Raw genomic sequence first — 20,568 nt, 5'->3', positions numbered from 1 at the left:
TCTTTTCTTAACGTTTGAACAATCATATGACTCGTTGCCCACCTAGGAAAAAGGTGCACTAATAGCCAAAGAGGCAGTAGAATCTGCCGGTATTGGTGGTGCTATCGGCGGTAAAGCTTCAGTTGCTTCGATTGTTGGGAAGAACCGTAATGTTGGCAACACAGTAGGTTCAAGCAAAACGAAAGAAACTCAGATATGGACGGAAACAAAGAAAAAAGAACCTGTAGCAAATGCTTATGGTCACTGGGATAAACATAAAAATGAATTCCCTGAATATCAAAATTCAAAACAATATGTCGAAGCCACCCATGACTTTATTAAAAATCCTCCAAAAGAAACTTTAATCAAAACCCGAGCTAATGGTGATACCTTGTATTACAATCCAAAAACAAATATTTTTGCAGTAAAAAATGTGGATGGCGTCCCGAAAACAATGTTTAAACCAAATCCAGTAGATCATGGATATGAAACAAATTTGGATTACTTCAATGCACAAAAATAATAGATTGTATGTATGCCGTGTGTGTGGCGCAGAACAGTTAGATCCTCCGTGGGGTGCAGATGGTGACTCACCAACATTTGATATCTGTGACTGCTGTGGTGTGGAGTTTGGCTACGAAGACGCTACTTTAGCAGCATTAAAGAATTACAGATCCAAATGGTTGGATAAAGGCGCAAAATGGAACTCTGAAAAATCCAAGCCAGAAGATTGGTCGCTAGAGGAGCAGATATCAAATATACCTAAAGAATATTTGTAAAATTTAAGAACTTGCAAATGGATCTGTGTGCTCTCTTATCAATGGAATGATTATCCTCCCGTGTTAGCAATATGCTAACACGGGGAATTTATAGCCCATCATATCAGCCAGTCGGTTGATTATTAGGAAGAATAAACAACCTTATCAACCTAATAAAGGTGCTGTTGATAATATGGCAGAGTTTTTTAAACAACAAAGATTCACTTTCTCTTTTTACTGGTTTTCCCTTTTTTAGCGATCGCAAGCTGCTTTTTCCGGTGATTAGCCAAAAAGCATATTCCTCATTAATGTCAGATTTTTAAAAGGTGAAGAGTGATTACCCCTCCTATTCACAGCGATGTTTAATGCATGTATCGGAGGTTATTACCTCAGTTAATGTCACATTTACCTAGACTACCACCACCATTTAAAAGCACAAATACAGAAATATTAAATTTTTTATTTAAGATTTAGATTTAACTATAAGTGTGATTTTTTAAAATGACAGTTAATTGCATTTAATCGAACTCCATTAACCGTTAACAAAGAATTGAAAAGAAATCACAACAAAAATAACATCATCCACACAAATTGATGCTTCAACACTCTCTGCGTTACTTTACGAAGCCAGCCATAAAAATAACATAATAAAAAACGGGAAAAAACGGTTAATCTTGCAGTATTTAAGCCCCGAAGAGAGGGAGTTATCCGAAAGATAATAAAGGGGTTTCTTTATATCATCAAGCTATTTACCAGTTGATTTATAAAGATAAAAAGCGAGGCTATTTAAATGTAAAACACAATATCCCATGATGATTAAAATTAATAAAAATCAGATATTAATAGTGGTAAAAACCCGATTAAAACCTGATGCTGATTAAAACCAAAGGTTAAAATAATGGCTTTTCATAACAGTTCAAAACCTGACTACTATAAAACCATTAGTGAAAAATGAGAAAAAACTGACTTTATTAATTCTTTTTTATCCGTAAAAAGACGGATGAAAATGTGAATCAGATAATCAAACAATATATTTAAAAAAATGAGCCGACTTTAATAATGTTTTTAACCGGCGAATAAATTAACATTAACAATCTCCCTATCGTTAAAATAGGGAGATTATATCTTAGATAATTAAGTAAAGAGAAAAACTAACATTGGGGAGCCAAGACTAATTTTTCTTTCCGCCAGAAACGGAAAAGAGATATTTTCCTACGTTGTAGAGTGAAGCGACGAACAAGATAGTTTGCTGTCAATTCCAGTGCCAAACACATCACGAAATAAATTAACGCGACAAATAAAAAGACTTCTGTCGGGTAAACCATGCTGCGGTTATTAACCTGAGTCGCCAGAAATGACAGTTCCGCCACGCCAACGATATAAGCCAAAGAGGTATCTTTTATCAGCGCAATCCACTGATTAATAAAGGAAGGCACCATCATACGCAATGCTTGTGGCAACACAATGTACCAAAGCACCTGCCAGCGGTTGAAACCTAATGATAGCCCTGCTTGCCACTGACCGGCGCCAATCGCAATAATCCCCGCTTTCACCCCATGAGCCAAGTAAGCCGATGTGATCAACGCCAGAGCGCAAACCACCGTGGTAATTTCTGGAATTTCCATACCAAGCATCACCGGCAACAGGAAGTAAGTCCAGAAAATCAACATAATGACGGGAATTGCCCGGAAAAAGCCCAACACTGCCGCTAACAGGTTAACCCAGAAGCCTTTCAGCATTGCCAAAGCAATACCGGCAACCGTACCCAATACAATTGAAATCGCCCCAGCCATCAGGCTAATAACCACTGTCAACGCCGCCCCTTCAAGAGGACCATCAGGAAACGTACCTAACAGTAGATAGCGCCAGTTTTCCACAATGACTGAAAAATCCATTTTAATGTCCTCTCGCTATAGCTTGTTGTTGACGCCATTGCCCCCAACCTTCCATGACGGCAATGGTGGCGATATACAGCACCGTCGCCACACCGAATGCTTCAAACGTTTTCAATGTTTCGGTTTCTACTTGACGGGAAGCATATGACAATTCAGCCACGCCAATTGCCATTGTCAGTGACGAGTTTTTCACAATGTTCATATATTGTCCCAGCAATGGCGGCGTTGCGATCTTCAACGCTTGCGGCAACACCACATAACGCATTGCCTGCCAGCCGGTAAGTCCCAATGCATGAGCTGCATACTTTTGCCCACGCCCTACCCCCTGAATACCAGCACGTAGCTCCTCCGCTACAAATGGTGCTGAATAGAGGGTTAAGCCAATAAATCCAGCCAGGAATTCGAATGAAGGCCAGACCAATGATAGACCTAACAAATTAATTTCATGAGGCGTGTTCAGCCAAAGCATCACCTCTTGCGGCAGTATTTGCCCTGAGGCGAAATACCAGAAAAACAGTTGCACCAGCAAAGGCGTATTGCGAAATAGCGTGGTGTAAGCAGTTACCGACCAACGGAGAATTTTCAGTTGGCTATCACGGGCAGCAGCCAGTGCAAACCCTAGCAAGGTGGAAGCTACAACGGTACAAGCGGATATCCACAGCGTAATCAGGAAACCTTGCCAAAGCCACCCCAAATATTGGGGAGCAAGCAACTGTTCTGTAACAAATAACTCAAACATATCTTACGATTACCAGGTATTACCAATGACAAAGCCCCGCAACAACAGGCGAGGCTAGTTACCAAGGGTTTATCACTTATTAGGACTCTGTTTGCTGCTCCAACGGCGCAAACTTAAAGTCACCTCGCGGTTGGGCGGATTTGGTTTCCGGGCCAAACCAACGGTTATAAATTTCCGCGGCTTCACCCTCTTTTTCCAGTTTCAGCAAAGTTTGATTCACCGCCTCAACCAAGCGCTCTTGTCCTTTCGCCGCAGCCACTGCCTGATATTCACGGGTGATGCTAAAAGGAGAGATCTCAAACTCGGCTTTTTGGGCTTCCGGTACATTAGCCAATAGACCGACTAACTTGGCATCATCCTGCGTGATGGCTTGCACATTGCCGTTACGTAGCGCAGCAAATGCCAGAGGCGTGTCGTCATACGAGATCACTTTGGCTGTCGGATAATGCTCGCGCAGTGTAATTTCCTGTACTGTTCCTTTATCAGCGCCGATACGTAAGTTTTTAATGTCTTCGGGCGATTTTAAAACACCTTTACGGGCAATAAATTTTTGCCCGGTGGCAAAGTAAGGAATTGAGAAATCAACCTGTTTTGCACGCTCATCAGTGACGGTAAAGTTGGCGGCAATCAAGTCAACTTTCTTTGATGCCAACAGAGGTAAACGGTTTGCCGGGTTAGTCGGACGCAGCTCTAATTTAACACCCAGATCATTGGCAATCGCGTTTGCGATATCCACATCATAACCCGCCAGTTTTTTGGTCTGCGGATCAATAAAACCAAACGGCGGGTTACTGTCGAAAACAGCGATCCGCACTGTGCCGGCTTTTTTAATATCATCCAGTTTATCCGCCTTTGCAGCACCAGTAACCAGTGCTAACCCAGCCAATAACGTCGTAATAAGAATACGAGATTTCATTAAACACCCCTGACGGTAATTAATTCTTTATTAATCATCACAAGCTATCAATTTCACTATAGTGCATGAAATAATATAAATAACTATATTTATAACTATTAAGAATTATTAGACAAAAAAATGCTGGCAATAATACCAGCATTGTCAGCAAGTTACTCGTTATCTTTCGTCAACAGCTTTTCCAGTTCATCACCACCTACATGCCGGAAATCCTGCCCTTTAACATAGTAGAAAATGAATTCACAAATGTTCTGACAACGATCGCCAATCCGTTCGATAGAACGGGCACAAAGCAGGACGGTCAGTACACTTGGGATGGTTCGGGGATCTTCCATCATATAAGTCATAAGCTGGCGGACAACACCTTCATACTCTTTATCCACCTTTTTATCTTCATGATAGATACGAATCGCTTCTTCCACATCCATGCGGGCAAAAGCATCTAAAACATCGTGCAGCATCTGGATGGTGTGGCAGCCAAGGGATTCCAAGCTAACCAACAGGGGTTGATGCTGATGTGAGAATTTCTCAAGTGCCGTCTGGCAAATTTTATTTGCCACATCGCCGATTCTTTCCAACTCAGCAATGGTTTTCGAGATTGACATAATTAGCCGCAGATCACTGGCCGTTGGCTGGCGCTTAGCAATGATGCGAACACACGCTTCATCAATCGCCACTTCCATCATATTGACCTTATGGTCATCCTCAATCACTTCACGCGCCAATGCGGCATCCTGATTATGCATCGCGGTAATCGCTTTGGTGAGTTGCTCCTCCACCAGCCCACCCATTGCCATCAGTTCGGTACGGATATGTGCCAGTTCAGCGTTAAACTGACCAGAAATATGTTTATTGAGATTCAGATTGTCCATGTTACGCCCCGTAATCAACCATAACGACCGGTAATATAGTCTTCCGTTTGTTTCATTTTTGGTGTGGTAAACAATGTGTCTGTATCACTAAATTCAATTAATTCACCAAGGTACATAAACGCAGTGTGGTCTGAACAACGCGCGGCCTGTTGCATATTATGCGTCACAATCACCACGGTATATTCAGATTTCAATTCGCTGATCAACTCTTCAATACGACCGGTAGAGATCGGGTCGAGGGCTGAACAAGGTTCATCCAACAGTAATACTTCTGGACGGATCGCAATGCCACGCGCAATACACAAACGTTGCTGTTGCCCGCCAGATAGACTGTATCCGCTCTGATATAGCTTATCCCGGGTTTCATTCCATAATGCCGCTTTCGTCAAAGCCCATTGAACACGTTCATCCATTTCCGCTCTGGAGAGTTTCTCAAACAGACGGACTCCAAACGCGATATTGTCGTAAATAGACATCGGAAATGGCGTTGGTTTCTGGAATACCATGCCAACTTTGGCTCGTAGCAGCGCCACGTCCTGTTTATCAGTCAGGATATTATTGCCATCCAGCAAAATTTCACCTTCCGCCCGCTGTTCACCATACAGTTCATACATTTTGTTGAACGTCCGTAACAACGTAGACTTACCGCAACCCGACGGGCCGATAAAAGCAGTCACTTTATTCTTTGCAATATTCAACGTTATGTTTTTCAGCGCGTGAAATTTGCCATAGTAAAAGTTCAGATTGTGGACCTGAATTTTGCTGCTAGCGATATCATTAACTATGCTCATTTACTTCTCTCTGTTGAAAATATCAGTCAGTGCTTTTTCTTGGCAAACAGCACACGCGCCACAATGTTAATCAGCAATACACACAGGGTGATCAATAATACGCCGGCCCACGCCAGTTGCTGCCATTCTGAGAATGGACTCATGGCAAATTTAAAGATGGTGACCGGTAAGTTCGCAATTGGCTGGCCTAGATCAGTACTCCAGAACTGATTGGAAAGGGAGGTGAACAGCAATGGCGCCGTCTCTCCGGCAATTCGGGCAATAGCCAGCAGTACACCGGTGATAATGCCGGATACCGACGCTTTCAACGTAATGGCTGAAATCATCTTCCACTTTGGTGTGCCTAAGGCATAAGCGGCTTCGCGCAGGCTATCAGGAACCAGTTTTAACATGTTTTCCGTGGTTCTGATCACAATCGGCACCTGTAACAACGCCAAAGCAATCACCCCCGCCCAACCTGAAAAGTGCTGCATTTTCGTTACAACGACAGTGTAAACGAATAAACCGACAACAATAGAAGGGGCTGACAGCAAAATATCGTTTATAAAGCGGATCACCTCTGCCAGCCATGAGCGGCGACCATATTCCGCCAAATAGATACCCGCCATGATCCCCAGAGGCGTACCGATAACCGTCGCCCACAGGATCAATAATCCACTGCCGACAATGGCATTTGCCAAACCGCCGCCTTCCGTATTCGGTGGTGGCGTCATTTCGGTGAACAACGCCAATGACATGCCGTCGAAACCTTTGGTGACGGTCGAAAACAGAATCCACACCAGCCAGAACAGGCCAAACAGCATGGTCGCCATTGATAACAGTAGCGCGAAGCGATTTTTTTGACGACGCCATGCCTGTTTACGGCTACGTACATCTACATCAGTAGGCTTTTGTCTATCTATGGTTGCCATATCAGCGCCCCTCATTCTTCGCCAGACGCATAATCATCAATTTCGACAGCGCCAGCACAATGAAGGTGATTACAAATAGAATCAGACCGAGTTCCATCAATGCTGCGGTATGCAAACCAGACTCTGCTTCCGCGAATTCGTTCGCCAGCGCAGAAGTGATGCTGTTACCGGGCATAAACAGTGAAAAACTGTCGAGCTGGTAGGTATTACCGATGATAAAAGTCACCGCCATCGTTTCCCCCAACGCACGACCAAGGCCCAACATGACACCGCCAATTACCCCATTTCGGGTGTAAGGCAACACGATGTGCCAGATCACTTCCCAAGTCGTACAACCGATACCATAAGCGGATTCTTTCATCATCACCGGCGTTTGTTCGAAAACATCACGCATAACCGAGGCGATATAAGGAATAATCATGATAGCGAGAATGACGCCTGCGGCCAAAATACCGATACCAAAGGCAGGGCCGGAGAATAATTCCCCCACAATCGGCATACTGCCGAGGAGATTGCCGACAGGCTGCTGGAAATAGGCGGCAAATAGCGGCGCAAAAACAAACAACCCCCACATGCCATACACAATACTTGGGATGGCGGCCAGTAACTCAATGGCAATACCGAGCGGACGTTTCAGCCAGTTAGGCGCCAGTTCCGTTAGGAACAGAGCAATCCCAAAACTGACAGGCACGGCGATAATCAACGCAATCAGCGAAGTCACCAACGTACCGTAAATCGGTATTAAGGCGCCAAATTGCTCTGCCGGGGCATCCCACGCTTTCTGCCAGAGGAAAGAGATGCCAAACTGCTGAATACTAGGCCAGGAGGCAATAATCAGCGAGATAATGATGCCTCCTAACAAAAATAAAGTTATCAGCGCAGCTAGCCTAACCAGTGCGCCGAAAATAATATCGCCATTTTTACTGGGTGCTTTCATTGCCGTTTTTTGTTCGGCCATAGAGCTTATTCTCATTCGGGGTTAACTCCCTCCTTAAATGGAGGGAGAAATTAAAACGACAAATTTAATCGATATTTAAAACGATCGATCTTTAAAGCGATCGATATTCAAAACAATCGACAGTTAAAACAATCACTATCAACACGACTTAATACAGGGCTTTACCATTGCTATCTTTTATCTGGGTTTTCCAAGCGGCGCGAACTTGCTCAATCACCTCTTTGGGCAGAGTGGCATAATCCAGATCCTTTGCCTGTTTACTGCCTTTCTCATAAGCCCAATCAAAGAATTTCAATACTTCTGCCCCTTTCACTGCATCTTTTTGCTGTTTATGAACCAGAACAAATGTGGTGGAAGTCATCGGCCAGGCATTTTCACCTTGTTGGTTTGTTAAATCCTGAGCAAAGGTTTTATGCCATTCCGCTTTCTTCGCTGCGGCACTGAAACTCTCTTCTGTCGGGCTAACCACGTTACCGTTAGCAGATACCAGTTTGGTATAAGCCAAATGATTCTGTTTCGCGTAAGCATATTCAACATAACCAATGGAACCCGTCAGACGCTGAACAAACGCGGCAACCCCATCATTACCTTTACCGCCTAAACCAATAGGCCAGCTTACGGTGGAACCGGCGCCAACTTTTTCTTGCCACTCTTTATTCACTTTAGAGAGGTAGCTAGTAAATACAAAGGAGGTACCGGAACCGTCAGCACGACGTATCACAGCAATATCTTGCTCCGGTAGTTTGACTCCCGGATTCAATTGAGTAATTGCTGGATCATTCCACTTTCTCACTCTACCTAAATAAATATCAGCCACCGTTTTACCATCCAGCGTCAATTCTCCGGCCTTAAGCCCTGGGATATTGACCGCCAGTACCACCCCACCGATGACTGTCGGGAACTGAAACAGATCATCAGCAGCTAACTTTTCATCGGATAAAGGGGCATCGGAAGCACCGAAATCAACGGTATTTGCCTGAATTTGTTTTACGCCGCCGGAAGAACCGATGCCTTGATAATTGACTTGATTACCTGTCTCTTTTTGATAAGAATCCGCCCACTTGGCATACACCGGTGCGGGAAATGTCGCACCTGCCCCGGTTAAGCTAGTGGCAGCAAATACAGACAAGGTTGTCAAAGAAAACGTCGCTGCCATTATGCCGGCTACGGTGGTACGCATCAGTTTCATAATCCCTCCTAATGGGATATTGAGAATCAACAAAGAAATCTATTCGTCAAATTCAAAATAAGGTGCAGGAGGGAAAATAGGTTAATTTAATTACAGCAAAATGTCTCAATTATGACATTTTTATGACAGCGCAATGGGCGCTTAACCTGAGACTGACATAAAACTGTCATCTCCACACACCGTTAAAATCGAATATAGGAGATGATTATCAAGCCGTTAAAAATTATCTTCCACGACAGGAATACAGACACGGATAGATAATCCCCCTCTAGGGCTGGCGCCCATTTCAATTTTTCCATCATGAGCATCAATAATTCGCTGAACAATCGCCAGACCTAACCCTGTTCCACTGCTGCTGCGCGCTCTTTCGCCGCGAACGAATGGCTGAAATAACCGTGGCAAATCTTCCTGCTTAATGCCGGCTCCATTATCTTCTACCTGAAACCAGGCAAATTTATTTGTCTGACCACTACTCACTTTAATCCAGCCGTTACCATAACGATTGGCATTAACCAACATATTAGCCAACGCTCGTTTAATAGAAATCGGATTGGCGTTAACGGTTATTGGGTTAAGAGAGAGATGGTTTTCAATATCTTGCTCATAGCCATTCTCTGCGGAAATAACCTCTTTGAGAATAGCGTTCAGTTCGCAGAACTCCATTGGCATCTCTTGCCCGGTACGGAGATAATCAATGAATTGCTCAATAATCGCGTTACACTCTTCAATATCTTTATTGATCGATTCAGACAGATAAGCATCTTCCTTGCTCATCATTTCTGTTGCCAGTCGAATACGTGTCAGCGGAGTACGCAAATCATGGCTTACGCCAGCAATTAATATCGTACGGTCACTTTCCAATAACTTTATCCCGGCGGACATTTGGTTAAATGAGCGAATGGCTGCTCGAACTTCCAGAGAACCCGCTTCCCGCACCGACGGCATCATAATACCTTTACCTGTTTGCCTGGCTGCATACTCCATTTCCAGTAAAGGCCGGTTTTGAAAACGGATATAGAGCCAGATACAACCAAATATCAGTAATAGAATTGCCAGTGTATAGCGAAAAATAGGCGAGAATTGATTTTGTTCGATCTCAGTCAGAGGAACCCTGACCCAAATATCGGGGGCTAAATAGGAATTAAGCCAAAGTATAGGGCTATCTGTGTTTATTTCCAGACGAAGATCGGCACTGCCGCCAAGGTATTCGCCCATCTTCTCACTCAAGAAATCATAACGTCTGGCCCAACGTAAACCTTGTATCTCCGCGTCAGATTCAGAATAGAGCGTAATACCCAATTCTTGATAAATCTCCCGGCGAACTACCGGCGATATCACCAGAAAAGAGCCATCTTCCAGCTTCAACTTCTCAGCCATTAGGGTACGGACTTCATACGCTAATACCTTATTGAATTGCTGCAAGCTTGGCATGATAACGAAATTCACAACAACCAAGTAGCTGGTTACCAGACTGATAAACAGCATAGCCATAATCAGGAATAAAATATGGGTAAACGTGCTGCGAGGGGAAAATCGCAATAATCTCATACACGAATTCCGTCAGGCACAAAGACATAACCCAGACCCCAGATAGTCTGGATATAACGAGGATGTGTAGGATCTTCTTCAATCACACGGCGCAGACGTGAAACCAAGACATCAATAGATCGCTTCATCGTGCTATATTCCCGACCATGAGCTAAACTCATCAGCTTATTACGGGACAGTGGCACGCCAGGATAAGAAACCAGTACTTTCAATACGGCAAATTCCCCACTGGTTAATTGAATATGTTCATCTCCCTGAAACATCTCCCGCGTACTCAAATTGAGGCTAAACTTGCCAAAATTAATAATCGCATCATCCTCAACCGGCAGACCCAATAACTTATTCGCCTGACGACGCAATACCGCCCGGATACGCGCCAATAACTCACGAGGATTAAATGGCTTCGGAATATAATCATCAGCGCCAATTTCCAACCCAACAATACGATCTACCTCTTCTCCCCTCGCCGTCACCATAATAATCGGTACCGGATTACTTTGGTTTCTCAGCCTTTGACAAACAGAAAGTCCATCCTCTCCTGGTAACATTAAATCCAATACGATTAAGCTAACAGATTCCCGTGTCAGTAAACGGTCCATCTGCTCCGCATTAGCGGCACTACGTACCTGAAAACCTTGTTCTGTTAGATAACGCTCTAATAACGTTCGTAAACGCATGTCATCATCCACCACAAGGATCTTGTTATCTACTTGCATTATCAAACTCCAAAAAACACTACATGCTTTGATAAATTTATCATTTTGAAAGAGATTAACCCAAAGATAGAAACCAGATATCTGTATTTTGAGACTATTCCTAATAGGACTTATTTACACTGTTATTAATTATAATGATTAATTTAGTGGTTTATTACTGACAACGAGAACAAAGTAATTCACTGTCAACTATCGAATTTCTACCGCTATTTCGCCATCCGCCAACCTATCAATTAGCGCCCTGGCTACCGGCAAATTGATAGAAATCCATTTATTAGTTGGATTAAATTCATCAGGCAGACTAAACGAAAATTGCCTTTTGCTGCATATTACCTTCTTACCATCGCCACGGTTTTCGGCTATTCCTTACTAACGAGGATCTGGATCGATCATGTTCAGCTCACCAACGTTTGGGCAAGAAACCACTCAGCGGTCGATTTTTCGTCACCTTTCGTTACTATAGTAAACAATTTCGCTTGTTTTTTCTCCACTTAAACCTTAATAGCCTGTCTCATCACCAACAAGATTCACAGCATACATACTATTCAGTACACAGAACCATAAATTATATGATGAACGTTATAAATATTAGAGCCAAATATCATAATGAGTGGACAGGTAAAGCAATCTTGTTACCGATAATGCTAACTCGAAACCGTCTGTTAACCGCTTATCTCTCGTTTTAAACCCGTACTCATCGCAGTGGGAGCCTGTCATATTTGCTGCCATGTAGCCGATAATCCATCAACAGTGATAAATTTATTCAACCAACGACTAGCTGAATGTAACTAATACGTTAATCTTGCAAAACAGCCGGGATTTATTGATTAACGACTAAAAACCGAGTCTTAATTTGACATCTACCAAAATGGGCTGTTTTATACATTTATGAGGTTAACTACGGTATCTACATCAACATAAAATGAAGACTAAACTGATAACCCGCGAAGGCTACAACAAATTAAAGGAAGAATTGGATTATCTCTGGCGTGAAGAGCGCCCAGAAGTGACTAAAAAAGTCACTTGGGCAGCAAGCCTCGGTGACCGGAGTGAAAACGCAGATTATCAATATAACAAGAAGAGGCTACGGGAGATTGATCGCAGAGTCCGATATCTAACCAAGAGCTTAGAAGAGTTGCGGTGTGTTGATTATTCTCCCCAACAAGATGGACGAATATTCTTTGGCGCATGGGTCGAGATCGAAAATGATCAAGGCGAGATTAAACGCTTTCGTATTGTCGGGTACGACGAAATTTTTGGTCGCAAAGACTACATATCAATCGATTCTCCAATGGCCCGAGCTTTATTGAAGAAAGAAGTTGGAGACAGTGCAATCGTTCAGACACCAACTGGAAAAGTGTTGTGGTATGTGAACGAGATCGAATACATGAAATAGCCGGTATACTCTTTCGACATGACGTCGTTAGCACTATATATCGAAGAATCACAACATATCGAAGAATCACAACTGAATGAATCGCACACTAACGATTCATTCACTCTGCGAAGCGGAATTTAATGCAGGCGGCCAGAATTAAATGAACGTGAAATAGTACTATTGTTTTACTCTTATGTATTACTCTTAGCATCACGACCAAGATAATCAATTATATCGCCACATATTTTATGATTATAAAAATCAGTGTAAAAACGACTCCTAATTAGAAGACATTCAAATAAAGTCAGAAATATATACGTAGACCATTAAACTCACCTAGAAACTGGCAACTTTCCGCTTTTAAGAAAATACTGGAAATTCTTATCACCTTGTTCTGCTGCACGTTTCACATCAAAAGCAGCCGTTTTACGTGGGGATTTCTTACGCTTAACGTCGGTTTCTAGTTGTATTGCAGTGTGTGGCAACTGAGCTAACATCGAAACCTCCTTGAGAACAACGATAGTGAATGATTGGCTAACCATACGCCAATTCAGGCTGGTATTTCAGTACCGTGAAATACCAACAAACGTGCTGATTAGCACTTATAGCTGACAACAAAAGTGTATTCCCTCGTTGGATCAGAATGAAAAACATTTTCTTGCCGACGTGTCACATGCCATGCCGCAATGGGTAAAATTGATTATATTTAATTAATAAAAATATAATCACTGATATAAACAAAACAGCACAGTAATAAATGTATTTTAAAGTTTACAAAAATCTAAAATGTAAGGATGAAAAATAGTATCGATACCTTGAATCAGATATAAATTATGATAGAAATATAAATCATCAAGTTATTTCAATGGAGAAAATTAACATTATAAAAAACTCACTAATATGTGAATTTTTATTTAGGTTTTCTGAAAATAGAGTGCCTAATTTTTTAAATAAAAATCTGTGCAAGTAGAAATTAAATTCAATGTAATTATTAAAACACCATAAAAATAGAATATTAAAAATATTTATCCAGAGGAATGTGTAAATGAAAATAGCAGGTATATCAGGATTACTTCCGTCACGACTGGTTACAAATCAGGAAGTTATCGATTTAATTGATCAACACTCAAGAAAAACTTTTCAGGGAAATTTACCTAAAACCTTACAGACGATCAGAAAGTTACTCGATACAAGTGGTATAAAAACCCGGCATTGGCTGAATAAGGGTGAAAAGCCTATGCAACTGATGGAAGCGGCGTTTGACCGCGCTTTAGCGCAAGCTAATATAAGCAAAGCCGAAATTGATCTCTTACTCTACCCCAATGTCACTCGTGGTTTCACCGAGCCAGCCAATAGTACTTTTATTGCAAAGGCTCTAGGATTAAATTGCAGGAATTACGACGTTTCAGACGCCTGTAATGGTTGGGTGACGGCGATGGACATTATCAATAGTAAAATGAAGGCAGGTGAAATACGCCATGCCGCTATTGTTAACATGGAATTTGGTATGTCCGATGGAGGACCTCTCTTTCCAAAGAACTTCTCTTTGTCTTCTCCATCGGAACTGGCTTACAAATTTGCAAGTTTTACCATAGGAGAAGCCACAGCCGTCACCATACTGAGTAATGAATCACCTGATAATTTCAAGTTTTCTTATATCAACAGGCCAGATTTAAGCGACCTGTCGACCATCTCCTTACCGGGCTGGGAACTATTTTGTAATGATTCTGATGTCAAACGCATTTCACCGCTTGGCGGACAATATCTATTTAATTCATATGCAGCCTTGCTAAATGAATATGGTTGGGAAGATGCAATCGGGGTATTTAATCAGCACAATGTTTCCAGCAACGATATTCACAAAATCTTTATTCATACAGGTTCACCTAAAATGTGGCATAAGCTTGGACATTCGATCGGGGTTGATAATAAAATGCATCACGTTGGACATAAAACAGGTAACATTATTACTACATCTATTCCTTTTGGAATCATTGATGCTGTTCATCAAGGCATACTGGAGAAAGACCAATTCTGCATGGGATGGGCCGGAAGTGGTGGAATGGTTTTTGCTGCAATGTCATTTAAATTTTAGGATATATTTTTACCAAGCCAGCTAAAGCGAGTCGCATTGTGCACAAAATTAGGAATATATTCCTGGAGCCATTATATGGCTGACTAAGCTGGAGTCGATGTTCGCCTAAATAATTCAATAAGGCTGGAAGATTAAATAGTCTTCCAGCCTTAATTAACAAAACAATAAAATTACTTTAAAATAATATTCATTTAGTTGGTTATAAATATCTAAGCAGGTCAGAACAATTCCATTAAATAAATTCTTTAGGTAATCTCTCTATTTTTAACGAAAGTCAAAAGTAGATTTATCATTCATTAGCTTACTGACTTCATGGGCGACACTATGAAGCTCAGATTTTTCCTACTTTAGCCGTTCTTTCAGTTGAATTTGTATATTCAGATAAAAGCTCATAGAAAGTTCGGTAACACGCCTATGGTTCCAGCGATAACTTTTCACATTTGAGTTCAATCGCAGTTGCTATAGCGTAACCGGCAACAAATTCGTTGAATGATATCGCAATACGTCAAAATAAGATTAGACGTAAACTGGAAATTATTCCTCTCAAAACGTATAAAGGAGTTTTGTGAATATTTGAAATTTGAAGCTTATCCACCAGAAGAAAACGCAACATGAATCAATCTCTGAACCAAATTATTGCAAGTGAGCTACAAGCGCAGCCACAACAGGTACTTTCTGCCATTAGCCTGCTTGATGAAGGGAATACTGTCCCTTTTATCGCACGATATCGTAAAGAAGTCACTGGCGGTCTGGATGACACTCAACTTCGCCAACTTGAGACCCGCCTTAGTTACCTGCGCGAACTATCGGACCGCCGCCAAACCATTCTTAAATCCATTGACGAGCAAGGTAAGCTGACCCCAGAACTGGCCGCAGCCATTAATGGCACTCTAAGCAAAACAGAGCTGGAAGATCTTTATCTGCCATATAAACCGAAACGCCGTACCCGTGGACAAATCGCTATTGAAGCGGGTCTTGAACCGCTAGCGGACTCCTTGTGGCAAGATCCACAGCAAGAACCAGAGCAGGTTGCGGCTACTTTTATTGATCCTGATAAAGGTGTCGCTGATACCAAAGCTGCGCTGGATGGCGCGCGTTATATCCTGATGGAACGTTTTGCCGAAGATGCCGCATTATTGGCAAAAGTACGTGACTATCTATGGAAAAATGCCCATCTGGCCGCTAAAGTCGTTGCAGGAAAAGAAGAGGAAGGCGCTAAATTCCGTGACTATTTTGATCACCATGAACCTATCGCACAAATCCCTTCTCACCGCGCATTGGCTATGTTTCGCGGCCGTAATGAAGGCATACTGCAACTTTCCCTAAATGCCGATCCCCAGTTTGATGAACCACCGAAAGAGAGTTACGGCGAACAGATTATTACGCAGCATCTTAATCTGCGCTTGAACAATGCGCCGGCAGATAGCTGGCGCAAAGCCGTGGTGAATTGGACCTGGCGCGTCAAGGTATTGCTGCATCTTGAAACTGAATTGATGAGTACCTTGCGTGAGAAAGCGGAAGATGAAGCTATCAAAGTATTCGCCCGCAACCTGCAAGACCTATTGATGGCCGCACCTGCGGGCATGCGTGCAACAATGGGACTCGATCCAGGTCTGCGTACCGGCGTCAAAGTGGCCGTTATCGATGCAACCGGCAAACTAATTGCCACAGACACGATCTATCCACACACCGGGCAAGCGGCTAAAGCCGCCGCCAGCGTGGCGGCATTGTGTATCAAACATCAAGTAGAACTGGTCGCCATCGGTAACGGAACGGCTTCCCGTGAAACAGAACGTTTCTTCGCGGATGTGCAAAAACAGTTCTCAGAGATAAAAGCCCAAAAAGTGATTGTCAGTGAGGCAGGAGCATCGGTTTACTCTGCTTCTGAGCTGGCGGCACAGGAATTTCCCGACCTGGATGTTTCACTACGCGGGGCAGTCTCTATCGCCCGCCGCTTGCAAGATCCTCTCGCTGAATTAGTGAAAATCGATCCGAAATCCATCGGCGTGGGTCAATATCAACATGATGTCAGCCAGACTCAGCTTGCCAAAAAACTGGATGCCGTCGTTGAAGATTGTGTAAACGCCGTCGGCGTGGATCTCAATACCGCTTCTGTTCCACTGCTAACCAGAGTTGCCGGATTGACCCGTATGATTGCCCAGAACATCGTCAACTGGCGCGATGAGAATGGCCGTTTCAATAACCGTACACAATTACTGAAAGTCAGTCGCCTTGGGCCAAAGGCTTTTGAGCAATGTGCTGGATTCTTGCGGATTAATCACGGTGATAACCCGCTGGATGCATCGACCGTTCATCCGGAAGCTTATCCAATAGTTGAAAAAATCTTGGCGGCCACTGAGCAGAAACTCCAGGAATTGATGGGTAACTCTGCTTCACTGCGTGGGCTGCGACCTCAGAATTTCACCACCGAGCAATTTGGTGTTCCAACTGTGACCGATATTTTGAAAGAGCTGGAAAAACCTGGCCGCGATCCACGTCCGGAGTTTAAAACCGCGACTTTCGCGGAAGGCGTGGAAACCATGAATGATCTGCGTCCGGGAATGGTGCTGGAAGGTGCCGTCACTAACGTGACCAATTTTGGCGCATTTGTCGATATCGGCGTTCATCAAGATGGCTTAGTGCATATCTCTTCGTTGTCCGATCGCTTTGTGGAAGATCCTCACACCGTGGTCAAAGCGGGTGATATCGTTAAAGTAAAAGTGCTGGAAGTTGATCTGAACCGTAAGCGCATCGCTCTGACCATGCGTCTTGATGAACAACCGGGAGAAACCCAATCACGTCGCAGTAATAATACGCAAACTGACCGCCGCCCTGAACGTAATGACAGGAACCGTAACACTTCCCGTTCTTCTACCTCAGCTGGTATCTCAGCCGGAAACAGTGCTATGAGCGATGCACTAGCCGCCGCATTCGGAAAAAAACGTTAAGATTCCTATCATTGTAACTTCTATCACTATAAACAGATGCACTGCTTCGGCAGTGCATATTTCACCGTTTCTGTCAGAAAGAAGATTCATGTCAACCTGAGTGACTAAGTGATCAAATTAACACCAACAATGAAAATAGGATTAACATTGAAATTAATGATGGTTATTATTTTTATTTGCAATTAGTATGAATTGGATTAAAAATTACACTTCATAATGAATGAGTGCAACTAATTCTCGGTATTACTTTACTTATCACATATCCCGGAAGGTCATATGCAACTTCTTCCAGACCATAGTTACAAGATCATTGGCTTTTCTCCGAAGATCAGCCCAGCTTACCGACAGAAATTACTGTCATTAGGTATGTTGCCTGGTTCTTCTTTTCATGTTGTCCGCTTAGCGCCTTTAGGTGATCCGATACAAATTGAGACTCGCAGAGTCAGCCTAATTCTGAGAAAAAAAGACTTGGAATTTCTCACATTAGACAACACTCAATGCAACGCATAATCCGTTGCAAGCAACGAAACGGTTACTCCTAATTTAATCTGGCACCAAAAACATGAAAGCACTGACTATTGGCTTAATTGGCAACCCCAATGCCGGCAAAACAACATTATTTAACCAACTTACTGGCTCCCGACAACGTGTAGGCAACTGGGCTGGCGTTACAGTAGAACGAAAAGTTGGCCGTTTTACCACCGCAGAACATAAAATTGAGCTAGTTGACCTGCCGGGAACCTACTCTCTGACCACGATTTCTGAACAAACATCACTGGATGAGCAGATAGCCTGCCACTACATCCTGAGCGGTGATGCTGACATGCTAATCAACGTCGTAGATGCTTCTAACCTTGAGCGAAATCTCTATCTGACGTTACAACTGTTGGAACTAGGCATTCCCTGCATCGTCGCGCTCAATATGTTGGATATCGCAGATAGCCAGCATATCCACATTGATATTGCCGAACTGGAGCAACGCCTTGGCTGCCCAGTCATTCCAATGGTTTCGACCCGAGCAACTGGAGTGAATGAGCTAAAACAGGCGATTGATCGTCATAAGCAGAATGTCAGGCAGTCACTGATTCACTACCCTGACTGCCTGTTGCAAGAAGTTGAGACGTTATCTGGTGCGATTTCAGAAAATTTTCATACTCAACAACGCCGTTGGTTAGCGCTTCAGATGCTTGAAGGGGATATTTACAGCTTGGAACGTTCCGGCCTTACTACCTCAACACTGGCTGAATCCAAACAACGCTTGCAACAACAGCAATATGAAGAACCCGAACTGTTGATTGCCGATGCGCGCTATCAAAGCATCAACACATTGTGCATGGCCGTGATTGATACCCAAAAAGCCATGCCAAATAAACTCACCCAGGCAATCGATAAAATTATCCTCAATCGTTGGTTAGGCGTACCCATTTTCCTGGCTGTCATGTATTTAATGTTCGTACTGGCAATTAATATCGGTGGTGCGTTACAACCTATCTTTGACAGTGGTTCTATCGCGGTTTTCATTCATGGGGTTCAATGGCTTGGTCATACCTTAAATTTTCCTGAATGGCTGACGGTTTTCCTCGCACAAGGTATCGGCGGCGGTATCAACACCGTTTTGCCGCTGGTCCCACAAATCGGCATGATGTATCTATTCCTCTCTTTCCTTGAGGACTCCGGTTATATGGCGCGGGCGGCGTTTGTCATGGATCGTCTGATGCAAGTTTTGGGACTGCCGGGTAAATCGTTTGTACCGTTGATCGTTGGCTTCGGTTGTAACGTCCCATCCATTATGGGGGCGAGAACGCTGGATGCTCCGCGTGAACGTTTGATCACGATTATGATGGCGCCCTTTATGTCTTGTGGTGCGCGATTAGCTATCTTTGCCGTATTTGCCGCCGCATTCTTTGGCAAAAATGGGGCAACTTTTGTTTTTTCCCTTTATATCTTGGGTATTGTCGTCGCTATTCTGACTGGCCTGATGTTGAAATACACCATTATGCGCGGCGAAGCTTCACCATTTGTTATGGAACTTCCGGTTTACCATATTCCACATCTAAAAACCCTGCTTCTGCAAACCTGGCAACGTCTGAAAGGCTTTGTTATCCGTGCTGGTAAAGTAATCGTTATCGCCAGTATGTTCATTGGCGCTCTTAACAGTTTCTCATTCTCTGGTAAGGCGGTAGATAGCATCAACCAATCCGCTCTGGCTTCGGTTAGCAAGATTATTACGCCAATATTACAGCCAATTGGCGTTCACTCAGATAACTGGCAAGCAACTGTGGGTCTGATAACCGGTGCAATGGCAAAAGAAGTGGTGGTTGGGACGCTGAATACCCTATATACCGCAGAAAGCATTGCTAATGAGCCGTTTAATGCAAATGAGTTCAACCTGCTTGATGAGCTGAAAGATGCAATTGGTGAAACTTGGGATAGCCTGAAAGAGACATTTACTCTGAGCGTACTTGCCAACCCAATCGAAGCTAATAAAGGCGACGGTGAGATGGATAGCGGTTCTATGGGAACCATGAGCGCCAAATTCGGCTCCGCTATTTCAGCTTACAGCTATCTAATCTTTGTTCTGTTATATGTGCCTTGTGTTTCGGTGATGGGCGCGATTGCTCGCGAAACAAGCCGTGGTTGGATGACATTCTCCATTCTATGGGGACTGAATGTGGCTTATTCAATTTCAGCTTTGTTCTACCAGATGGTGACTTTCTCACAACATCCACAAAGCAGCCTGATTACCATTCTGACCGTCGTCATGTTTAACGCGCTGGTGTTCTACTTCCTGCGTCGGGCGCGCAGCCGTGTGACGATGAAATTAATCAGCACCCCGGGAAATAGCTGCCACTGCTCCAGTGGAAGCTGTCACTAG

Annotated in this window: 17 protein-coding genes and 1 pseudogene; 7 read left to right on the top strand and 11 right to left on the bottom strand. The window is 43.3% G+C overall.

What is annotated here, in order from left to right; genetic code table 11:
* Positions 1-25: 25 nt before the first annotated feature.
* A pseudogene (locus B0X70_RS25690) lies at positions 26-502 on the top strand (hypothetical protein); the annotation flags it as partial.
* Positions 465-758, top strand: coding sequence for a hypothetical protein (locus B0X70_RS00950; protein ID WP_235319498.1), 294 nt, complete (start codon positions 465-467; stop codon positions 756-758). The pseudogene B0X70_RS25690 and the gene B0X70_RS00950, both read left to right, overlap by 38 nt.
* Before the next feature lie 1,130 nt (positions 759-1,888).
* Here the strand turns inward: B0X70_RS00950 and B0X70_RS00945 are convergent.
* The 10 genes from B0X70_RS00945 to ompR all read right to left on the bottom strand — a co-directional run bounded on the left by B0X70_RS00945 (position 1,889) and on the right by ompR (position 11,272).
* The gene (locus tag B0X70_RS00945; protein WP_036813701.1) at positions 1,889-2,632 is read right to left on the bottom strand and encodes an amino acid ABC transporter permease; all 744 of its coding nucleotides are present in this window, start codon (positions 2,630-2,632) and stop codon (positions 1,889-1,891) included.
* A gap of 1 nt (position 2,633) precedes the next feature.
* Positions 2,634-3,371 carry an amino acid ABC transporter permease gene (locus tag B0X70_RS00940; RefSeq protein ID WP_036813699.1) on the bottom strand — a complete coding sequence of 246 codons (738 nt, stop codon included), beginning with the start codon at positions 3,369-3,371 and terminating at the stop codon, positions 2,634-2,636.
* Positions 3,372-3,450: 79 nt separating this feature from the next.
* Positions 3,451-4,287, bottom strand: coding sequence for an ABC transporter substrate-binding protein (locus B0X70_RS00935; RefSeq protein WP_046396391.1), 837 nt, complete (start codon positions 4,285-4,287; stop codon positions 3,451-3,453).
* Positions 4,288-4,439: 152 nt separating this feature from the next.
* Positions 4,440-5,159, bottom strand: coding sequence for a phosphate signaling complex protein PhoU (gene phoU / locus B0X70_RS00930; protein ID WP_036813694.1), 720 nt, complete (start codon positions 5,157-5,159; stop codon positions 4,440-4,442).
* A 14-nt stretch (positions 5,160-5,173) separates the two neighbouring features.
* A complete protein-coding gene (gene pstB / locus B0X70_RS00925) occupies positions 5,174-5,950 on the bottom strand; it encodes a phosphate ABC transporter ATP-binding protein PstB (RefSeq protein ID WP_036813691.1) in 777 nt (258 codons plus the stop codon).
* Between the two features lie 26 nt (positions 5,951-5,976).
* Complete coding sequence (pstA, locus tag B0X70_RS00920; protein ID WP_217470667.1) at positions 5,977-6,861, bottom strand: phosphate ABC transporter permease PstA; 885 nt, start codon at positions 6,859-6,861, stop codon at positions 5,977-5,979.
* Position 6,862: 1 nt separating this feature from the next.
* Positions 6,863-7,819 carry a phosphate ABC transporter permease PstC gene (gene pstC, locus B0X70_RS00915; protein ID WP_105397664.1) on the bottom strand — a complete coding sequence of 319 codons (957 nt, stop codon included), beginning with the start codon at positions 7,817-7,819 and terminating at the stop codon, positions 6,863-6,865.
* Between the two features lie 148 nt (positions 7,820-7,967).
* A complete protein-coding gene (pstS, locus tag B0X70_RS00910) occupies positions 7,968-9,008 on the bottom strand; it encodes a phosphate ABC transporter substrate-binding protein PstS (protein WP_040153394.1) in 1,041 nt (346 codons plus the stop codon).
* Positions 9,009-9,224: 216 nt separating this feature from the next.
* The gene (envZ, locus tag B0X70_RS00905; protein WP_217470666.1) at positions 9,225-10,556 is read right to left on the bottom strand and encodes a two-component system sensor histidine kinase EnvZ; all 1,332 of its coding nucleotides are present in this window, start codon (positions 10,554-10,556) and stop codon (positions 9,225-9,227) included.
* Positions 10,553-11,272 (bottom strand): osmolarity response regulator transcription factor OmpR, encoded by a 720-nt coding sequence (gene ompR, locus B0X70_RS00900; RefSeq protein ID WP_036813676.1) that lies wholly within the window; start codon positions 11,270-11,272, stop codon positions 10,553-10,555. The genes envZ and ompR overlap by 4 nt, the downstream gene beginning before the upstream one ends.
* Before the next feature lie 922 nt (positions 11,273-12,194).
* Here ompR and greB point away from each other — a divergent pair.
* The gene (gene greB, locus B0X70_RS00895; RefSeq protein ID WP_217470665.1) at positions 12,195-12,668 is read left to right on the top strand and encodes a transcription elongation factor GreB; all 474 of its coding nucleotides are present in this window, start codon (positions 12,195-12,197) and stop codon (positions 12,666-12,668) included.
* 314 nt (positions 12,669-12,982) lie between these two features.
* Here the strand turns inward: greB and B0X70_RS00890 are convergent, their stop codons facing one another.
* Positions 12,983-13,147, bottom strand: coding sequence for a hypothetical protein (locus B0X70_RS00890; RefSeq protein ID WP_181147758.1), 165 nt, complete (start codon positions 13,145-13,147; stop codon positions 12,983-12,985).
* Between the two features lie 548 nt (positions 13,148-13,695).
* Here B0X70_RS00890 and B0X70_RS00885 point away from each other — a divergent pair.
* The 4 genes from B0X70_RS00885 (at position 13,696) to feoB (ending at position 20,568) form a co-directional block, all read left to right on the top strand.
* On the top strand, positions 13,696-14,745 hold the full coding sequence (locus B0X70_RS00885; RefSeq protein ID WP_217470664.1) for a 3-oxoacyl-[acyl-carrier-protein] synthase III C-terminal domain-containing protein: 1,050 nt from the start codon (positions 13,696-13,698) through the stop codon (positions 14,743-14,745).
* A gap of 611 nt (positions 14,746-15,356) precedes the next feature.
* A complete protein-coding gene (locus B0X70_RS00880; protein ID WP_036813669.1) occupies positions 15,357-17,693 on the top strand; it encodes a Tex family protein in 2,337 nt (778 codons plus the stop codon).
* Between the two features lie 276 nt (positions 17,694-17,969).
* Entirely contained in the window at positions 17,970-18,203 is a 234-nt protein-coding gene (gene feoA, locus B0X70_RS00875; RefSeq protein WP_036813666.1) for a ferrous iron transporter A, read from the top strand.
* 52 nt (positions 18,204-18,255) lie between these two features.
* On the top strand, positions 18,256-20,568 hold the full coding sequence (gene feoB, locus B0X70_RS00870; RefSeq protein WP_217470663.1) for a Fe(2+) transporter permease subunit FeoB: 2,313 nt from the start codon (positions 18,256-18,258) through the stop codon (positions 20,566-20,568).

This window comes from Photorhabdus akhurstii, from assembly GCF_019090985.1.
GTDB lineage: Bacteria > Pseudomonadota > Gammaproteobacteria > Enterobacterales > Enterobacteriaceae > Photorhabdus > Photorhabdus akhurstii.
This window is presented reverse-complemented; position numbering and strand designations above follow the sequence as displayed.

Excerpts from the sequence above, each read along its gene's own strand:
- B0X70_RS00940 (WP_036813699.1), bottom strand. The coding sequence starts at position 3,371 with ATGTTTGAGTTATTTGTTACAGAACAGTTGCTTGCTCCCCAATATTTG.
- phoU (WP_036813694.1), bottom strand. The coding sequence starts at position 5,159 with ATGGACAATCTGAATCTCAATAAACATATTTCTGGTCAGTTTAACGCT.
- B0X70_RS00885 (WP_217470664.1), top strand. The coding sequence starts at position 13,696 with ATGAAAATAGCAGGTATATCAGGATTACTTCCGTCACGACTGGTTACA.
- envZ (WP_217470666.1), bottom strand. The coding sequence starts at position 10,556 with ATGAGATTATTGCGATTTTCCCCTCGCAGCACGTTTACCCATATTTTA.
- pstB (WP_036813691.1), bottom strand. The coding sequence starts at position 5,950 with ATGAGCATAGTTAATGATATCGCTAGCAGCAAAATTCAGGTCCACAAT.
- B0X70_RS00890 (WP_181147758.1), bottom strand. The coding sequence starts at position 13,147 with ATGTTAGCTCAGTTGCCACACACTGCAATACAACTAGAAACCGACGTT.
- pstA (WP_217470667.1), bottom strand. The coding sequence starts at position 6,861 with ATGGCAACCATAGATAGACAAAAGCCTACTGATGTAGATGTACGTAGC.
- ompR (WP_036813676.1), bottom strand. The coding sequence starts at position 11,272 with ATGCAAGTAGATAACAAGATCCTTGTGGTGGATGATGACATGCGTTTA.
- greB (WP_217470665.1), top strand. The coding sequence starts at position 12,195 with ATGAAGACTAAACTGATAACCCGCGAAGGCTACAACAAATTAAAGGAA.
- B0X70_RS00950 (WP_235319498.1), top strand. The coding sequence starts at position 465 with ATGAAACAAATTTGGATTACTTCAATGCACAAAAATAATAGATTGTAT.
- B0X70_RS00945 (WP_036813701.1), bottom strand. The coding sequence starts at position 2,632 with ATGGATTTTTCAGTCATTGTGGAAAACTGGCGCTATCTACTGTTAGGT.
- pstS (WP_040153394.1), bottom strand. The coding sequence starts at position 9,008 with ATGAAACTGATGCGTACCACCGTAGCCGGCATAATGGCAGCGACGTTT.
- B0X70_RS00880 (WP_036813669.1), top strand. The coding sequence starts at position 15,357 with ATGAATCAATCTCTGAACCAAATTATTGCAAGTGAGCTACAAGCGCAG.
- pstC (WP_105397664.1), bottom strand. The coding sequence starts at position 7,819 with ATGGCCGAACAAAAAACGGCAATGAAAGCACCCAGTAAAAATGGCGAT.
- feoA (WP_036813666.1), top strand. The coding sequence starts at position 17,970 with ATGCAACTTCTTCCAGACCATAGTTACAAGATCATTGGCTTTTCTCCG.
- B0X70_RS00935 (WP_046396391.1), bottom strand. The coding sequence starts at position 4,287 with ATGAAATCTCGTATTCTTATTACGACGTTATTGGCTGGGTTAGCACTG.
- feoB (WP_217470663.1), top strand. The coding sequence starts at position 18,256 with ATGAAAGCACTGACTATTGGCTTAATTGGCAACCCCAATGCCGGCAAA.